Source organism: Sphingomonas sp. F9_3S_D5_B_2 (assembly GCF_054263715.1).
In genome coordinates this window covers 122,722-138,325 of record NZ_JBSZFB010000003.1, presented here as the reverse complement: position 1 = coordinate 138,325, position 15,604 = coordinate 122,722, and the positions used below count along the sequence as shown (strand labels likewise).

General features: G+C 65.6%; 17 protein-coding genes and 1 tRNA gene. 7 read left to right on the top strand and 11 right to left on the bottom strand.

What is annotated here, in order from left to right; all coding sequences use genetic code 11:
- Positions 1-148 precede the first annotated feature (148 nt).
- Positions 149-352: a 50S ribosomal protein L35 gene (rpmI, locus tag ACUXST_RS09245; protein ID WP_349807883.1), complete on the top strand. Its 204-nt coding sequence runs from the start codon at positions 149-151 to the stop codon at positions 350-352.
- A 14-nt stretch (positions 353-366) separates the two neighbouring features.
- Complete coding sequence (rplT, locus tag ACUXST_RS09240) at positions 367-744, top strand: 50S ribosomal protein L20 (protein ID WP_458389688.1); 378 nt, start codon at positions 367-369, stop codon at positions 742-744.
- A 54-nt stretch (positions 745-798) separates the two neighbouring features.
- On the opposite strand, the gene ACUXST_RS09235 is transcribed toward rplT, so the two are convergent.
- On the bottom strand, positions 799-1,710 hold the full coding sequence (locus ACUXST_RS09235) for a DUF5996 family protein (protein ID WP_458389687.1): 912 nt from the start codon (positions 1,708-1,710) through the stop codon (positions 799-801).
- A gap of 58 nt (positions 1,711-1,768) precedes the next feature.
- Between ACUXST_RS09235 and pheS the strand changes: the two genes are divergently transcribed.
- Together pheS and pheT are read left to right on the top strand one after the other, a co-directional pair.
- Entirely contained in the window at positions 1,769-2,836 is a 1,068-nt protein-coding gene (gene pheS / locus ACUXST_RS09230; protein WP_458389686.1) for a phenylalanine--tRNA ligase subunit alpha, read from the top strand.
- Complete coding sequence (pheT, locus tag ACUXST_RS09225) at positions 2,833-5,184, top strand: phenylalanine--tRNA ligase subunit beta (protein WP_458389685.1); 2,352 nt, start codon at positions 2,833-2,835, stop codon at positions 5,182-5,184. The genes pheS and pheT overlap by 4 nt, the downstream gene beginning before the upstream one ends.
- Here pheT and ACUXST_RS09220 read toward each other — a convergent pair.
- Genes ACUXST_RS09220 through ftsE form a run of 4 tightly spaced genes read right to left on the bottom strand, consistent with a single transcriptional unit; the run spans position 5,161 to position 7,971 of the window.
- Positions 5,161-5,862, bottom strand: a complete 702-nt coding sequence (locus tag ACUXST_RS09220) for a lysophospholipid acyltransferase family protein (RefSeq protein WP_458389684.1) — start codon at positions 5,860-5,862, stop codon at positions 5,161-5,163. The genes pheT and ACUXST_RS09220 overlap by 24 nt on opposite strands.
- A complete protein-coding gene (locus ACUXST_RS09215; protein WP_458389683.1) occupies positions 5,862-6,398 on the bottom strand; it encodes a YdcF family protein in 537 nt (178 codons plus the stop codon). The genes ACUXST_RS09220 and ACUXST_RS09215 overlap by 1 nt, the downstream gene beginning before the upstream one ends.
- The gene (locus tag ACUXST_RS09210; protein ID WP_458389682.1) at positions 6,395-7,261 is read right to left on the bottom strand and encodes a cell division protein FtsX; all 867 of its coding nucleotides are present in this window, start codon (positions 7,259-7,261) and stop codon (positions 6,395-6,397) included. Before ACUXST_RS09210 ends, ACUXST_RS09215 begins: the two co-directional genes overlap by 4 nt.
- Positions 7,261-7,971: a cell division ATP-binding protein FtsE gene (gene ftsE / locus ACUXST_RS09205; RefSeq protein ID WP_458390038.1), complete on the bottom strand. Its 711-nt coding sequence runs from the start codon at positions 7,969-7,971 to the stop codon at positions 7,261-7,263. The genes ACUXST_RS09210 and ftsE overlap by 1 nt, the downstream gene beginning before the upstream one ends.
- Before the next feature lie 111 nt (positions 7,972-8,082).
- On the opposite strand from ftsE, the gene ACUXST_RS09200 reads away from it, so the two are divergent.
- The gene (locus ACUXST_RS09200; protein ID WP_458389681.1) at positions 8,083-9,021 is read left to right on the top strand and encodes a zinc-ribbon domain-containing protein; all 939 of its coding nucleotides are present in this window, start codon (positions 8,083-8,085) and stop codon (positions 9,019-9,021) included.
- Position 9,022: 1 nt separating this feature from the next.
- On the opposite strand, the gene ACUXST_RS09195 is transcribed toward ACUXST_RS09200, so the two are convergent.
- Positions 9,023-9,247, bottom strand: coding sequence for a hypothetical protein (locus ACUXST_RS09195; protein WP_458389680.1), 225 nt, complete (start codon positions 9,245-9,247; stop codon positions 9,023-9,025).
- A gap of 186 nt (positions 9,248-9,433) precedes the next feature.
- Between ACUXST_RS09195 and ACUXST_RS09190 the strand changes: the two genes are divergently transcribed.
- Positions 9,434-9,520, top strand: a tRNA-Leu gene (locus ACUXST_RS09190).
- A gap of 42 nt (positions 9,521-9,562) precedes the next feature.
- Here the strand turns inward: ACUXST_RS09190 and ACUXST_RS09185 are convergent.
- From ACUXST_RS09185 to ACUXST_RS09165, 5 genes are all read right to left on the bottom strand, one after another.
- On the bottom strand, positions 9,563-12,250 hold the full coding sequence (locus ACUXST_RS09185) for an MSCRAMM family protein (RefSeq protein ID WP_458389679.1): 2,688 nt from the start codon (positions 12,248-12,250) through the stop codon (positions 9,563-9,565).
- Between the two features lie 27 nt (positions 12,251-12,277).
- Positions 12,278-13,111, bottom strand: a complete 834-nt coding sequence (locus tag ACUXST_RS09180) for a fimbrial biogenesis chaperone (protein ID WP_458389678.1) — start codon at positions 13,109-13,111, stop codon at positions 12,278-12,280.
- A 107-nt stretch (positions 13,112-13,218) separates the two neighbouring features.
- The gene (locus tag ACUXST_RS09175; RefSeq protein WP_458389677.1) at positions 13,219-13,683 is read right to left on the bottom strand and encodes a DUF4402 domain-containing protein; all 465 of its coding nucleotides are present in this window, start codon (positions 13,681-13,683) and stop codon (positions 13,219-13,221) included.
- A 226-nt stretch (positions 13,684-13,909) separates the two neighbouring features.
- Positions 13,910-14,449: a DUF4402 domain-containing protein gene (locus ACUXST_RS09170; RefSeq protein ID WP_458389676.1), complete on the bottom strand. Its 540-nt coding sequence runs from the start codon at positions 14,447-14,449 to the stop codon at positions 13,910-13,912.
- Between the two features lie 150 nt (positions 14,450-14,599).
- The gene (locus tag ACUXST_RS09165) at positions 14,600-15,118 is read right to left on the bottom strand and encodes a DUF4402 domain-containing protein (protein WP_458389675.1); all 519 of its coding nucleotides are present in this window, start codon (positions 15,116-15,118) and stop codon (positions 14,600-14,602) included.
- Between the two features lie 74 nt (positions 15,119-15,192).
- Here ACUXST_RS09165 and msrB point away from each other — a divergent pair, with 74 nt between their 5' ends.
- Entirely contained in the window at positions 15,193-15,594 is a 402-nt protein-coding gene (msrB, locus tag ACUXST_RS09160; protein ID WP_458389674.1) for a peptide-methionine (R)-S-oxide reductase MsrB, read from the top strand.
- Positions 15,595-15,604: the final 10 nt, after the last annotated feature.

Below are 15,604 nucleotides of genomic sequence, written 5' to 3'. Positions count from 1 at the left end.
CGACTGGTAGCGGTTGCCTTGCAGCGCGTCCGCATCTATAGGCGCGCGCTTTCCAGCTTCGTGGAAAACAGAACGGCCCGGCCAGTAAGGGCTGCCGTGGCGGTTCTAAAGTGTCGCATCCGCAAGCGGATGCTTAGAGGAGACAAAAATGCCCAAGCTCAAGACCAAGAGCGGCGTCAAGAAGCGCTTCAAGCTCACGGCTACGGGCAAGATCAAGCACGGTGTCGCCGGCAAGCGCCACCGCCTGATCAGCCACAACGCCAAGTACATCCGTCAGAACCGCGGCACAGAAGTTCTCGCCGACGCCGATACGGCGCGCGTGAAGGCCTGGGCGCCCTACGGCCTGAAGTAAGGAGCTAGAGCACCATGGCACGCGTCAAACGCGGCGTAACCAGCCGCGCCAAGCACAAGCGGATCCTGGACCAGGCGAAGGGCTATTACGGCCGTCGCAAGAACACGATCCGAATCGCCCGCCAGGCTGTCGAGAAGGCCGGGCAGTACGCCTATCGCGACCGCAAGGTGAAGAAGCGGAGCTTCCGCGCCCTGTGGATCCAGCGCATCAACGCGGCGGTTCGCGCGGAGGGGCTGACCTACGGCGAGTTCATCCACGCGCTGAACCTCGCCGGCATCACCCTCGACCGCAAGGTGCTCGCGGATATCGCGATGCACGAGGGCGAAGCGTTCAGCGCCATCATCGCCCAGGCGAAGGGCGCGCTGGAGAAGAAGGAGCAGGCAGCAGCCTGAACTTTCGACAGTGATGAGAATTCGGGCGCCCGGAGCAATCCGCGGCGCCCTTTTCTATGGAGCGACGGCTTCGCGTTCGAGCGCTGCACGATCCCAGTGCGCGAGGCTGGCTGCCGCTTTGTAGGTGGACTGGAGGAACCTGCCGAGCATACGGTCAGGCTCCGACGAGGCGCGCACGTCGGCATAGGGCAACATGAACTCGCCATAGCTTTCGTCGAAACGGCCCTCGCTCACTCGGCTCGAGCGAAAGCCCTGCGGCTCGGGGTATGCGTAGCTGTAGAAGAACGGCTCCACCGGCATGACACCGGACGCCCAGAAGCCGGCGCTCGAAACTTCGTGGCTGTAGGCTTCGCGAGTGATTCGATCAGGCAAGCCGGGGACGCCACCTGGGTGCTGCGGTGCAGGCCGGCCGGAGAACCGTGTCACCGCGAGATCGAAGCTGCCCCACCAGAAGTGAACCGGGCTGGCCTTGCCGGTGAATCCTGCCCGAAGACGTTCGAAGACCGGGAAAACGGCGGCGAGTGCTTCCCTGAAGCGGCTAGCGGACTCGCGATCATATGTGCGGGGCGTCGAATCACTGACGAATGGGAGACCATCGGCGATCTCGCTTGGCCGCCCCGAGAAACTCGACGGCAGGCCATGACGGTTGAGCATCGTAACGAGGCGATGATGAAGCGCCGCGATGCTCCCGGCGTTGAGCGGCAATTCCTCGCGTGACCCGTCGCTTACCCACAGAACGATCGCGTGACGGCAGAGGTCGAGGCTCAGCGTGAACGTGCGGTCTCCGCTCGCGGCGGTCGGCAAGGTCGACAGTCCACGCGCATTCGGTTGGAGCGCGACGTGCCAGCCGTGATTCAGCCACGGCGAGTGGGCAACCCGCAGCTTGCCGAGCATCTGCGCTGCCAGGTGAAGGATCGCGAGGGTCTCGTGGTCGCGAGCGGCAGTAAGTTCGGGCCAGTCGCTCATGGCCAAGCCTTAGCACAGCGCTTTGCATTTTGCGCCGCAGCGCGGCTAGAGGCCGCGCATGGCCGAAGAGCGGGAAATCATCGAGGAAATTGCAAGCGCAGCCGACCTGGCCGCAGTCGAAGCGCTGCGCGTTCGCATGCTCGGCAAGCAGGGAGAAATCACCAGCCGGTTGAAATCACTCGGCGCGATGGCTCCGGATCTCCGCTCTGCTGAAGCACCAAAGGTCCACGCTCTTCGCGAGGCAATCACTGCCGCTCTGAGGGATCGCAAGGAGGCGCTTGAAGCAGCCGAGCTCGACCGGAGACTGGCAACCGAGAAGCTCGATCTTTCCCTTCCCGCGCCCGAGACGCCAACCGGCTCGGTCCACCCGGTCAGCCAAGTCATGGACGAGCTTGCGGAGATTTTCGCGGACCTCGGCTTCGCGGTCGCGGAGGGGCCCGAGATCGAGACCCAGTGGTACAACTTCAGCGCGCTCAACATGCCGGAGAACCATCCGGCGCGGGCGATGCAGGACACCTTCTACCTGGAGCCGCGCGAGGGCGAGAGCGAGGCGCGGGTGCTGCGGACGCACACCTCGCCGGTGCAGATCCGGACGATGGAAGCCAAGGGCGCGCCGCTGCGGGTGATCGCTCCCGGGCGGGTCTATCGGTCCGACAGCGACGCGACGCACACGCCGATGTTCCACCAGGTCGAAGGGCTGGTGATCGACCGGGCGATCCACATGGGCCACCTCAAGTGGGCGCTCGAGACGTTCCTCAAGGCATTCTTCGAGCGTGAGGACATCGTCCTTCGCCTGCGCCCCAGCTATTTCCCCTTCACCGAGCCTTCGGCCGAAGTCGATATCGGCTGGTCGATGGAGAAGGGCCGCCGCGTGGTCGGCGGCAACCAGGGATGGATGGAAGTGCTGGGCAGCGGCATGGTCCACCCGCGTGTGATCGCCAATGCCGGACTGGACCCCGACCAGTGGCAGGGTTTTGCCTTCGGCTGCGGGATCGATCGCCTGGCCATGCTGAAATACGGTATGGACGACCTTCGCGCCTTCTTCGACGGCGATATCCGCTGGCTCAAGCATTACGGGTTCCGGGCGCTCGACGTCCCAACGCTGTCGGGCGGAGTGGGCGCATGAAGTTCTCGCTGAGCTGGCTGCAGGCTCATCTCGATACCCAGGCGTCGGCACTCGAGATCGCGGAGAAGCTGACCGCGATCGGACTTGAACTGGAGGAGCTATCCAACCCCGCCGAAGCGCTGGCTCCGTTCAAGGTCGCGCGGGTGCTGACCGCCGAGAAGCATCCGCAGGCGGACAAGCTGCAGGTCCTGACCGTCGATGGCGGTGATGGGCCGGTGCAGGTGGTCTGCGGCGCGCCTAATGCCCGCGCGGGCATGCTCGGCGTGTTCGGTCCGCCCGGCGCCTACGTGCCCGGCATCGATGTCACGCTGAAGGTTGCCGCGATCCGAGGTGTCGAGAGCCGAGGGATGATGTGCTCGTCGCGCGAGCTCGAGCTTGCGGACGACCACAGCGGCATCATCGATCTGCCGGACGACGCGCCGGTCGGCACGCCGTACATGGCTTACGCAGGGCTCGACGATCCCGTGTTCGACGTCGCAGTCACGCCGAACCGCCAGGACTGCATGGGCGTGCGCGGCATTGCCCGCGACCTCGCCGCGGCAGGTATCGGCACGCTCAAGCCGCTTGCCGTGCCGCAGATCGAAGGTAGCTTCGAGTGCCCGGTAACAGTCCGTATCGAGGACCCGGAAGGCTGCCCGGCCTTCTTCGGCCGCGCAGTCCGCGGCGTGAGGAATGGCGTGTCCCCCGAGTGGATGCAGCAGCGCCTGAGGTCTGCCGGGCAGCGGCCCATCTCGGCGCTCGTCGATATCACGAACTATGTGATGCTCGATCTCGGTCGGCCCAGCCACGCCTACGATGTCGCGAAGCTGACTGGCGGGCTCACTGCCCGTGCAGCGCGCGACGGCGAAACCGCGCTCGCGCTGAACGGCAAGGAATATCCCCTGGAATCGTTCATGACGGTCATCGCCGACGAAGCGCAGGTGCATGACATCGGCGGCATCATGGGCGGCCAGGATTCGGGCGTCAGCGAGGCTACCAGCGAGGTGATGCTGGAGGTGGCCTACTTCACGCCGGAGCGGATCGCGCGCACGGGTCAGGCGCTTGCACTGACCAGTGACGCTCGCAGCCGCTTCGAGCGGGGCGTCGACCCGGGTTTTCTCGACGAAGGCCTCGCGATCCTGACTGGCCTGATCATCGATATCTGCGGCGGCGAGCCATCCGGGCAAGTTCGCGTCGGCAGTCCACCGACCGAGCGCAGGACGATCACCTTCGACTACGGCCGCACGCGAGTTTTGGGCGGCATCGAAGTCCCCGAACAGCGCCAGCAGGCCATTCTCGAGAGCCTGGGTTTCGAGGTCGAGGGTAACGCCGTCACCGTGCCGACGTGGCGCCGTGACGTCGAAGACCCCGCGGACCTGGTCGAGGAAGTGACTCGGATCACCGGCTACGACAGCATCCCCGCTACTCCGCTGGAGCGCGCGCCGGGTGTGGCCAGGCCGACTGCGACACGCTCGCAGTTGCTCGAGCGGCGCCTTCGCCGAACGGCTGCCGGCCGCGGTCTCGACGAAGCTGTCACGTGGAGCTTCATCTCTGAGGCGGACGCAACCCCCTTCGGCGGCGCGGCTTGGCGCATCGCCAACCCGATCAGCGAGGAGATGAAGGTCATGCGACCGTCGCTTCTTCCGGCACTCATCGGTGCGGCGCGGCGTAACCTGGACCGCGGCGCATCATCCGTCCGGCTGTTCGAAATCGGGCGGCGCTACCTGGCCGAGGCAGAGCATCCGACCTTGTCATTCGTGCTCGCGGGCGAGCGGCGCCCTCGTGAATGGCAGAACGGCAAGGCGCAGGCATTCGACGCATTCGATGCCAAGGCCGAAGTGCTCGCGCTGCTTGAGGCTGCGGGCGCGCCTGTCGCGAACCTGCTGGTGCTGCCGGACGCCGGATCGACCTGGCATCCAGGCCGCTCGGCAAAGCTCGGACTGGGCCCGAAGACCATCCTTGCATCCTTCGGTGAGCTGCACCCCGGTCTCCGCAAGACGCTCGACGCCCCGTCAAGGCTGGTCGCCGGTGAAATCTTCCTCGACGCGATTCCGGCGCAGCGCTCCGCAGGCCGGGCCCGCGCCGTGTTCGCACCGGCGGCGCTGCAGGCGGTTACCCGCGACTTCGCCTTCATCGTTCCCGTCGAGCTTTCGGCCGAGGTATTGCTCCGGGCAGTTCGCGGAGCCGACAAGGCGACCATCACCGGCGCACGGCTGTTCGACCGGTTCGAGATCTCGGACGGGCTCTCGCTCGCTGTGGAGGTGACGCTCCAGCCGGCAGAGAAGAGCTTTACGGACGAGCAGATTGCCGAGGTCTCGCGCCGCATCGTCACCGCAGCGGAAAAGCTAGGCGCTCGTCTCCGAGGTTAGCTCAAGAGCATTGATGGCTTCGTGCACGCGGGCCTCGATCTCCTTCCGGGGCAGCCCGGGAAGAATAGTGCTCCCAACCCTGAACGTGACGACACCCGGCTGCTTGAGCAGGCCCCGCCCCCACAGGCGGCCACTGTCGACCGCCACGGGGACGACTGGCATGCCAAGGGCTCGGTAGAGCGCCGCGAAGCCGGATTGCAGGGGCGGCGTTTCGCCGACGCGTACCCGCGTACCTTCGGGGAAGATCAGGATCGGTCGCCCGCTGGCCGCCGCGGCCTTTCCGTCGGCGACCAGTTCACGCAGCGCCTTCGCTCCTGCCTCACGGTCGACGGGAATGACCCCATAGCGCCGCGTCATCCAGCCGAAGAGCGGGATGTCGGCAAGCTCGCGCTTCAGGACGATGATCGGCATCTGCGTGTGACGCACCATCTCCAGGGTCTCGAACATGGATTGGTGCTTCACGGCGATCAGGTAAGATCCCGCCGGGACTGCTCCCTCCACGCGGACAGAAATGCCGAGCAGGTGGCGCGCGAGCCAGTTGAACACCGAGGTCCAGCTGAGGACCACGCGCCGCGCTGGTGCCGCTCCTGCAACGCTGGCAGCCATTCCGGCGAGCACCCACAGTAGCGTCATCGGATAAAAGATCGCGGCGAACAGCAGCGAACGCGCGCGTTGCATCAGATGTCGATCCAGACCGCCAGGCGGCGCAGGACGTACTTATTGTATTCGGCGAACAAGGTGAGGAAGCTGGGGTCCGAGCGGACGCCATCGGTGACCACCTCGTACTGGGACCCGAGTGCCTTTCCGAACTCGTAGCGCGCACGGCGCATGTGCCAGTCGCTGGTGATCAGGCGGTAGGAAGCAAAGTGGTGCAGCGCCAGCCAGCGCCCCGCCTCTTCTGCGTTCGAGCGGGTGTCGACGGACTCGCTGCCCAGGTCAACGCAGCACTTCAACAGCTTCTCGCTGCCGCGCAGGCGTCGGCCCATGTCGGCCTTGGTGACCAGCGGATCGGCACCCGCGACAAGGAGGCGTTTCGCCCCGCCCGCGCGGAGCACGTCGACCGCATGCTCAATGCGCCCAGGCCCTCCGGTCAGCACGACCGCCGCATCCGTGACCGGGGCTGCCGACGAAGCGGCCTTGCCGAGCGTCAATGCGAAGACCACGAACCCGATCGCGTACAGCAGCAGAACCAGGGCAAGCGCACGCGCGATCATACGGCCTGGCGCAATGCGGCCAGAACAGTCGCACGGGCAACCCAGGTCGCAAGCAAAGTCAGTGCGAAGGGAAGAAGGGCAAGTAGCAGGAGATCGACGGCGGTCAGCGTTGCTCCGCCCGTCAACTCCCCCGCGAACGATGCACCGGCGGCAATTGCCACCAGGACGACGGAGGCGAGCACCGCGCCTGCAACACTGCCCGTCAGTGCATCGATCGCGATCCGGCGCTGGAACAGGCGCGTGACCTGCACATCCGTGGCGCCGACGCCATGCATGACCTCAATCGTGAAGCGGTGCGTATCGAGCGCGCCTCTTGCCGCGAGGACGACAGCCGCCGCTGCAGCGCCGCCGAGCAGGAGCACCAGCGCCAGCGACAGCCATTGCAGCAGCCGCAACGAGCGCAGCACTGGGCCGAGGCTGTCGCGATGCGCCACGAGCTGCGCGCCGCTGGAGGCCAACTTTAGCCGCGCCTGCAAATCCGATGCATTGAGTGCCCCCTGGGCGTCAAAGGTGACGAGGCCCGGCACAGGCAGATTGGCAGAAGCACCGGCAGGGCCGAGCCAACGTTCAAGAGTGCGGCGCATTTCGGATTCGGGCACCGGCTCGACGGCCGCGGTGCCCGGCGTTGAGCGGACGGTCGCGACGATCCGGTCGAGCTCGCCCGCGTTTGGGACCTGCACCGAATAGCGCGACGCCGTACCATGGGCGACCAGAGACGCCGTGTTCGCGAGCGCCAGACCTGCTGCCGCGACGATCAGCATCGTGAAGCTCATGATGGCGATCAGCCACGGCGTCGCTCCCCGGAGCCCACGGCCGCCGAGCAGGCGCCGTTCCGACGCCGAGGGAAACAGCCAGTCGAACATCAGGATGCGCCCCGCGGCGGCGGCGGATTGCGCAGCGAGCCGGTGGGATCGACCATCGTCCCGTTTTCGAGCCGCACCAGCTGAGCGCCCGGAGTGGCGCTGATCAGGCCGACGTCGTGGGTAGCGATCACGACCGTCGTTCCCAGGCGGTTCAAGGCCGTGAACAGGTGCATTAACCGCGTTGCCATCTCAGCGTCGACGTTGCCCGTCGGTTCGTCAGCCACCAGCAGTTCGGGCCGGGCAATTACCGCCCGGGCAATCGCGACCCGCTGCTGCTCGCCGCCGGACAGCGTGGCGGGGCGGGCGCTGGCGCGATCGGCGAGGCCAACCCAGGCGAGCATTTCCCGAACCGGACCATCGACGTCGGCCTCGCTGGCTCCCGCGATGCGCAGCGGCAAGGCCACGTTGTCGAAGGCGGACAGGTGGCGGATGAGCCGGAAGTCCTGGAACACGACGCCGATCCGGCGACGGAACTCCGGCAGCGAAGCACGCGGCGCGTCGGTCATTTCTTCGTCGAACAACCTGATCCGGCCGCGGGTCGGCCGCTGCGCCAGGTAGAGCAACTTCAGTAGTGACGTCTTGCCGGCGCCCGACGGGCCAGTCAGGAAATAGAAGCCGCCGCGCGTCAGCCGGAAGTCCAGATCACGCAGCACTTCGCCGCCAGTGCCATAGCGCAGCCCGACGCTATCGAATTCAGCAACCGAAGCCAGCCTGTGTCCTCCCGCTTGCAGCCATCGTTGCGCGAAGGTCCCCGCCTTGCCAACAGCTACGCATTCCTGTTTACCCGCGCTTGACCGTCCCGGAAGAGGGCTTTTTGTGAAATGATCCTCACCTGCCCGAGTTGCGGAACGCAATATTTGGTGAAGGATGGCGCCATTCCCCCCGAAGGGCGCCAGGTCCGCTGTGCAGCTTGCAAGCACAGTTGGCACCAGGACCCTGGCGCGCAGCAGGAGGAAGCGGTTCCCCCGCCTGAAGCGGCACCGAACCCTGAGGCTTCCGCAGCTGTCGACGAACCGTCTTTCGCCGAGGAGCGCGCAGCGGACGATGAGTCCATTGCCGAGGCGACGCTGATCGAACCGCGCAGCGGTCCCGAAGCCGAGGAACGCGCTTACGAGGAAGCGATCATCGGCGCCGAGGAAACGGCCGATGTTGAGCCGCCGCTTGAACCTGAAAGCGCCGACACGGTCGCGGGCCCTACGCCGGAGAGAGGGCTCGTTGCCACGGGCTTGTCGTCCGACTTCGAAGTGCCGCGGTCAGAGCAGGATGACTACGATCTGCCGCCCGCGATCGAGCCGCAGCCTTATGATGAGTTCAGCCCGTTCGCGGATCGCGACCAGCGTGAGCCGCGCCGGCGGAGCCCGCTTCTCGCGGTCGCTATCCTGGTCATCGTCATCGCAGCGGTAGCGGCAGCCTTCTGGTTCCTTGCACCTGCCGAGTGGAAGGCGCGGGTCGGGCTCGCGGATGCGGCGACGCCGCTTGAATTGATGATCACCCATCCGGACCGGCAGAAGCTCGCGAGCGGGCAGGAGTCCCTGACCATCAGCGGCAGGGTCATCAACCCGACCGAAGCGACGCACACGATCCCGCCCATCTACGCGCAGCTCAAGAGCCGCAACGGCCGGGTCATCTACAGCTGGACGATTGCGCCCCCCGCGCCGAGCCTTGGCCCCGGAGCAAGCGCGTCATTCAACAGTACGGAAGTCAGCGTTCCGGCCGGCGGCGAGGACCTGACGATCAGCCTCGGCGCGCCGAAAGCCTAGCCTACTCGAACTCGACCAGGCGGGCCTTCCGAATGCCCTGCGGCGTCGACACTTGAGTGAACCGCAGTTGCTGCCCTTCGACGCCGTTCGCGTGGCCGAGCTGCAGTCTTGCGCCCGCGAGGATCCGTACCGTCGCGCGCGCCTGCACAAGCGGCGCCACCGCGACGCGGGGCGGCGATGTCGGCGCACTCGACGAAGCTAGCACGGATGCAATCAGAAGAACCATTGCGCCACGTAACGCGCGGTCGAGCGAATGGTAAAGAAAGTCTTAAGGACCGTCCCGGGCTGGGACAAAATAGCCGCCGAGCAAGGTGATCAGTAGCGGCATTGCGCGCTGTTGGGGGCTTTGCTAGAGGCGCCGCCTTGCCAGTGGCGGCCGCCCTTTCGGGTGCGCTCGCTCATTTCATGACGTGCGGTCGTGGCGGAACTGGTAGACGCGCAGCGTTGAGGTCGCTGTGGCCGAAAGGCCGTGGAAGTTCGAGTCTTCTCGACCGCACCAGTCTGATCACGGGCCCGGCGACGTCAGCTCTCAATCGGCATACTACGGGTTCGGGTGAGTGTCCGTTGCGGCAATCGCCGGGACGCTGGTCACGTGGACCGCGCCGAGGCGGACGGTGGACTTCTCCGGCGTGACTGCAGCACGGATGTTGAGGTCGACGGCAATCTTCGCTGCCGCCGCCGAACTGCTGGCGACGCGCACCGAATAGCTGCCGTAGGGCACCCGCTCGAACAGGAAGAAGCCGTCGAAATCGCTGCGCGCTGTCGAGACGACCTTGCCCGCACCGTCGACGAGCTCGAGGTCGAGACCCTCGAAGCCGACGCCGCCGCTCTTGACCACCGCACCCTCGATGTCGCCGCCGCCGACGAGGCCGATCTCGACCTCCGCGGGCACGCCGGGACGCGGAACGACGACCTGTAGCGCCTTCTTCGGCACCAGCATTGGATCGTCGAGGCTGGTTTCGTCGATACCGACGGCGACCGGGACGAACGCGCTGAGCCCCGCGATTGTCACGGAGCCGCTCGAGTCCGTCGGGTCGTCTGACTGGCGCGTGCCGGTCGTGATCAGGGCTCCCTTCTGGACCGGCTCCGAGCGGTCCCGGAGGCCGTTGTCGTTGAGATCTCGGTACACGAGGGCGTGGACGATGCCGGATTGCGCAAGCGGACGCCGCGACAGCGCAAAGCCTCGCGACGGGTCGAGCGAGAAGTTGAGGTTCACGCCGAACGCGACAGCGCCGTCAGTCGCAGCCTCGCCGGTCAGCGCCACCGCCATCCTCCTGAACCTGCGGACGTGCGTGAGTGCGACACGGCCGCGATGGCCCTCGCCGTCATAGCCGACGCTGCCTTCCCAATCGGCATCCTCGGACGCCGACCAGTAGGCCGACAGCTCCGCATATCGGAACCGCGCGGGTGTCATGTCGAAGCTTGTCTCGCCACGGATCCGCACGTCGCCGATGTGGCCGCTCCCAATGAAGTCGAGATTCAGCTGACCGGGTGGCGCACGGCCGGAGGCCAGGTGCTGCTTCGTGTAGGTTAGCGCCGCACCAAGGTTGAAGCGGTTGATGTTCGCGGACATCCGCGCTGCTGCTTCAACCTGCGACGTGCCGTCCATGAAGTCGGTAACGTGCACATCCGCGTGTGCGGGAACCACCGTCCGGCCGATCCGCAGAGGAGCATCGACAGCGACACCTGCATTACGGAAGGTTCGTTCGCGTCCGCCCTGCAAATGAAAATCGTTCGCGACAAGCGCTTCTGCGCTGACGTTGACTTGGCCGAATTTGCCGAGAAGTTGGGCTCGCGCAGCTGTTCCGCCGCCCGTCTCTTTCGCGCCGGATACTTCGATCATGGCGGGGCCGATCGAACGACGAACCGAGCCCTCCATGACCGTAACGCGCTCATCGTCGATGAGCATCATGCGCGCGAGTGCACCGACGGACGTCCTGTCGTCGATGCCATGCTCGAGTGCGAGACTCGCCTGCGCTCTGGGTTGCGAGTTCGAATCGGGGGGCTTCTGGATCGTGAACAGGTCACGGCCGGGCTCATTGAAGCCCGCCCAGTACCAAGTTTTGCCTTTCGGAACGTTGTCCTGGCCGACGTTGATGAATTCCGATCGGGTCGTCATCTGGCCCTGGGGGCCGTAGAGGATAATGTTGATGCGGTTCTCGCCATAGAGAAGCTGAACGTCGTCGAAGACGTAGCGCTGGCTGCCGTCCGATTTCGCGAAGCCCAGAAGCTCGCCGTTGCGATAGATCTCGGCATCCCAGCCGATCGGCAGGTCGCCTTCGAAGCGCGTGCGATCGAACGCCGTTTGCGTCGTCGGCGGACGATTGGTGACAAGCGCGCCGCGGCCGCTTGCCGCCGATCCGCTCAACCGGCTGTCGAAGCCGACCACATCGCCCACACCGAAATGTGTTGCATGCAAAGGCCCGAGCAGGCCGGCGTCTGGATCGGAGCGGTACGCACGGACCCTGACACTGCTTGGCACGCCCTTGTCGGTGGTCGTCATTTGCGCGTCGTAGGACATGCGCGCGATTTCGCCGGCCGCGTAGACCGATGCCCGGCGATCGATGCGCATGCCTTGCTTGGGACGGTACGTCACGCCGGCGCTGACGACGAAGTCGAGAGCCGGTGCGCGCCACATGCGATAGGGCAGGCGGACCTGGGGCAGGCCGGCCAGATCGAACGCCGCGGGCTTGAGGTGCTGGGCGCGCTGCTGGCGCTCCATCGCGAGCTCGACCGGCAGCTTGACGTCGGACTCGAGCAACAGCACCGATCCCGATGTCACCGGCTTCACGCTGATGCCGAACCAGCGCGACAGTGCGGCGGTCTGCACGCACCAGCCTTCGGGCGTCTCGCGGATGGTGCCGGGTGTGATCGCCTCGGTCCTACCGGCATGCGTGACTTGCATCGCAGCCGCATCCACGTCGATGCGGTTGCTTTCCTTGAATGCCCAGCCGCTCGCCTTCTTCGCGACCAGGTCGACCTTCACCGGCACGTCTAGAGTCGTCAGAAAGTCGCCTAAGACGACACAGGTGCCTTCCGGCGTGTTGTAGGCGCGGACTCCGTCGCCGAGCTTGAACTGGTGGATGTCGACATCGAGCAGGAACTGATCGTCGGGATCGGCGGTCCAGGACTTGGCGGAGACTACGGGTGCCGTGGACGCCGAAACGCCGCCGGCGCAGAGCGCCAGCAGCATAACGGCCTTGCGCAGCCACTTGCGGCCGCCCGGCATGGTGAGAGCCTCCGCCTCCGTGCTCTCCTAGCGGAGCTCGGCGTCGGTCTGAGCGATGACGTGCGAGCCGTCGTCGAAGGTCTCGACATATTGGACGGTCACGGGTCCGCGCGGGTCGCCCTGGAAGCTCTGGTCGATCGGAACCGAGACGTGGCGAACGCCGATTTCCTTGTAGACGGCGACGGCCTTCTGGATGGCGATCGGATTCTTCACGCCGCCCTTGAGGACGCGGACCTCGCCGAAGGTGGAGCGAGCGCCCGAGCGGCTGAGGTCGAGATCGACGACCGGCTTGCCGTCAGCCTTGTCGAGGCGGACGTTGGCGATTCCTGCCGTGGCCTGGAGATTGCCGAGCCGGACGATGACCGGGATGGTGACGCCGTAGACCGGGATGAGCTGGAAATGCAGGCCCTTTGGCGCGTCGCCCGGGCTCGCTGAAGCTGCAGCCACCGGAGTGGCCGGCGGGATCGCGCGGAACAGCATGTGCACGCGATATTCGCCGTCGGCTAGGCCCTGCGGAGCGCGGGCCGAAATGCGGATCGCCTGCGGCTGATGCGGCGCCAGCGTAACGCGGCGCGGCGCATAGACGATCATGTCCTGGGCAAGCTTGTCCTCGGTCGTCGGCTCGGTTACGTCGACGAGACGGCCGTCGTCGGTCATCCGGCGGAACTCGACCGAGACGCGGTACGTCGCGGGCTCTTCGCCGATGTTGTTCAGGATGACTTCGGCGCCCTTGCGTCCGTCGAGGACGATCCGCGTCGGCGCTACGAGCAGGTCGCCAACGCCTGCCTGAGCAGAGCTGGAAAGCGCGAGAAGCGGCATAGCCGCGGCTGTTCCGAGCACTGAGAGAACGAATGATTTCATGATCGCGAGCCCCACCTTGGTCCGTTGTGGATTGTTCGCTCGATTATTGTTCCGGAATGGTTGATTTTCGGTCAACCATGATCGGTGAATCGACCCTGCGGCTGCGCTCAGTAGTCTACGGTCACGTTGAACGTGCCGGTGTAGAGGCCGTCGGGGCTCGTCGAGCTGACCGTGACGGATCCTCCAATGCTGAAGTTCGACCCGGGCTGGCCGGAGTTCGCCAGAGTCAGCGACGTCGGGCTGTCGACCGTGAGCGTCACCGTCTTCGTCGCGTCGCTCTGGTTGACCATGGTCACGTTGGGCACGTTGATGTGGACCGTCTGCTTGTTAGTGCCGACAACGTTATATTGCGCGACCGACGTGACACCCATGCAGGTGACGTTCGCATTGGTGCAGCTCAACACGCCCGCCTGGCTGATCGATACCTTGGCGTTGCTCCAGGTACCCGGACCAAGCACGATCGAGCCGAGGTTCAAATCCTTGAGCCAGGTCAGCGTCAGAGGCTTGACGATGGTGGCCGAGACCGTTGCGGTCGGCGCCGCGGACGCGGGAGCGGACGCGGCGAAAGCCACGACCAATACTCCGATTGTCCGAATGCCCCTGCGGGCAACATGGCGCACGTCTCTGTCTCTCCGGAACGAGATGTCCCCGACCGTGCGGATTACCTCCGTAATGGTTTAATTTCGGTCAACCATGGGCCAGTGAGGAGTCGCGGCCCTGCACCGCAAGCACAAGAAAAGGGGCCGCCGTCTCCGGCAGCCCCTTCGCTGGTCGGACCGGCCGAAGCCGGAACGAGGATTAGTAGTTCACGGTAACCGCGAAATCGCCGACGTACGTGCCGTCGAGCGTGTCGGACGCAACCGTGATGCTGCCGCCGATGTTGAGCGGCGTGCCGGAAGAGCCGGAGCTGGCCAGGTCCACCGTCGCCGGGCTGTCGACCGTCAGCGTCAGCGTCTTCGTCGTGTCGGCCTGATTCTTCAGGGTCACATTGCCGGCATTCACGGTGACGATCTGGTTGTTCGTACCCGTGATCTTGTACCCGGCGGTCTTCGTCGCGCCTGAGCAGGTCACGTTGAGGCTGGTGCAGCTGAATACGCCTGCCTTGTCGATGCCGACGGTCGCGCCGGTCCACGAGCCGGAACCCGACAGCACGATCGTGCCGAGGTCGAGGTCACGCACCCAGGTCAGCGTCAGCGGCTTGACGACGCGAGCGGTCGCGGTGGCCTGCTTGTCCGGCTGAACGATGGTCGGACCGGTAACGGCCGCGGCCGGCGTGGCCGTGAGCGCAAGGGCTGCAACCGTCGCCGCCAGCGAGGTCATACGAATGAAATTGGTCATCTGGTTCAATCCCCACAGTTTCGAACGTTTGGCGGCTGGCCGTTGTCCCGGTCACCCGTGGCATCCCCATTAACCTTGCCCGCTTACGGCTTCCCTCAAAGGGATGGTTAAACGGCGGTTAGGAATGTCTCCGCTCTGGAGCAGTCTCGCTCAGAGGTATTCCGCAGTGATCGGAAGGTCGCCCCGGTACTGCCCCTCGGCATCACCGGTAACGCGAAGGCGTCCGCCGAATCGGAACGTCAGCTTTCCCGTTGAATCGAGTCGCGGCAGTGAAGGAAGGTCGCTGACCACATCGTCGAAGCTGATCTGACCGCCACTTAGCGAATGAAGAACGATTCGGCTGGGCAGCTCGATGCGGATCGTGCGCCCGGGCTGGCCATGGAGGACGACCGTGCCGACCATCGCGCGCGGGCTGACATCAGTGACTGCGCCAACGTTCTGGGTGGAGCCGTCGGGACGGATCGTGGCGCTTCCGCTGCCGCTGCCGTCGACGATCAGCTTGTCAAAGTTCAGGCTGGTCTCGACCTCGAGCGCCACCTTGTCCGCGTCGGCAGAATCGATGCGGCTCGTCGTCGGCGTCTTGCACAACCGGCACTGCCCGATAGCGGCCGATGCGCCCACACAGCAGACGAGCGCCGCGATGATGGCGATGTTCACAGGCCGGCCCATGGCCCCGCTCTATTGGGGAGGAGCTAAAACAGGGTTAATGGGCGGCTAATAACCGCCAGCGCAGGGTCACGTTCATGGAAAAGATCGACCGCAGCGACGCCGAATGGCGCGCAACCCTCACCCCTGAACAATATCGCGTTCTCCGGCAGGGCGGGACCGAGCCGCCGGGCAGCGGCGCGCTCCTCCACGTCAAGGACAAGGGCGAGTTCCGCTGCGCCGCGTGCGGGGAGCCGCTGTTCTCCACGGACACCAAGTACGAAAGCGGCAGTGGCTGGCCGAGCTTCACGGCCCCGATGTCGCCTGACGCCGTCGACGAGCACTCAGATTCCAGCCACGGCATGATCCGCACGGAAGTGCGCTGCGCCCGCTGCGAAGGTCACCTCGGCCACGTCTTCCCGGACGGTCCCGGGCCAGAAGGGCTGCGCTACTGCATCAACTCGGCAGCGCTCGAGTTCGACAGGAGCGAGGACAAGTAGCTTACGGCTA

What these genes read in the sequence shown, in the direction of transcription:
- rpmI (WP_349807883.1), top strand. Translation starts at nt 149, where the DNA reads ATGCCCAAGCTCAAGACCAAGAGCGGCGTCAAGAAGCGCTTCAAGCTC.
- rplT (WP_458389688.1), top strand. Translation starts at nt 367, where the DNA reads ATGGCACGCGTCAAACGCGGCGTAACCAGCCGCGCCAAGCACAAGCGG.
- ACUXST_RS09235 (WP_458389687.1), bottom strand. Translation starts at nt 1,710, where the DNA reads ATGAGCGACTGGCCCGAACTTACTGCCGCTCGCGACCACGAGACCCTC.
- pheS (WP_458389686.1), top strand. Translation starts at nt 1,769, where the DNA reads ATGGCCGAAGAGCGGGAAATCATCGAGGAAATTGCAAGCGCAGCCGAC.
- pheT (WP_458389685.1), top strand. Translation starts at nt 2,833, where the DNA reads ATGAAGTTCTCGCTGAGCTGGCTGCAGGCTCATCTCGATACCCAGGCG.
- ACUXST_RS09220 (WP_458389684.1), bottom strand. Translation starts at nt 5,862, where the DNA reads ATGCAACGCGCGCGTTCGCTGCTGTTCGCCGCGATCTTTTATCCGATG.
- ACUXST_RS09215 (WP_458389683.1), bottom strand. Translation starts at nt 6,398, where the DNA reads ATGATCGCGCGTGCGCTTGCCCTGGTTCTGCTGCTGTACGCGATCGGG.
- ACUXST_RS09210 (WP_458389682.1), bottom strand. Translation starts at nt 7,261, where the DNA reads ATGTTCGACTGGCTGTTTCCCTCGGCGTCGGAACGGCGCCTGCTCGGC.
- ACUXST_RS09200 (WP_458389681.1), top strand. Translation starts at nt 8,083, where the DNA reads ATGATCCTCACCTGCCCGAGTTGCGGAACGCAATATTTGGTGAAGGAT.
- ACUXST_RS09195 (WP_458389680.1), bottom strand. Translation starts at nt 9,247, where the DNA reads ATGGTTCTTCTGATTGCATCCGTGCTAGCTTCGTCGAGTGCGCCGACA.
- ACUXST_RS09185 (WP_458389679.1), bottom strand. Translation starts at nt 12,250, where the DNA reads ATGCCGGGCGGCCGCAAGTGGCTGCGCAAGGCCGTTATGCTGCTGGCG.
- ACUXST_RS09180 (WP_458389678.1), bottom strand. Translation starts at nt 13,111, where the DNA reads ATGAAATCATTCGTTCTCTCAGTGCTCGGAACAGCCGCGGCTATGCCG.
- ACUXST_RS09170 (WP_458389676.1), bottom strand. Translation starts at nt 14,449, where the DNA reads ATGACCAATTTCATTCGTATGACCTCGCTGGCGGCGACGGTTGCAGCC.
- ACUXST_RS09165 (WP_458389675.1), bottom strand. Translation starts at nt 15,118, where the DNA reads ATGGGCCGGCCTGTGAACATCGCCATCATCGCGGCGCTCGTCTGCTGT.
- msrB (WP_458389674.1), top strand. Translation starts at nt 15,193, where the DNA reads ATGGAAAAGATCGACCGCAGCGACGCCGAATGGCGCGCAACCCTCACC.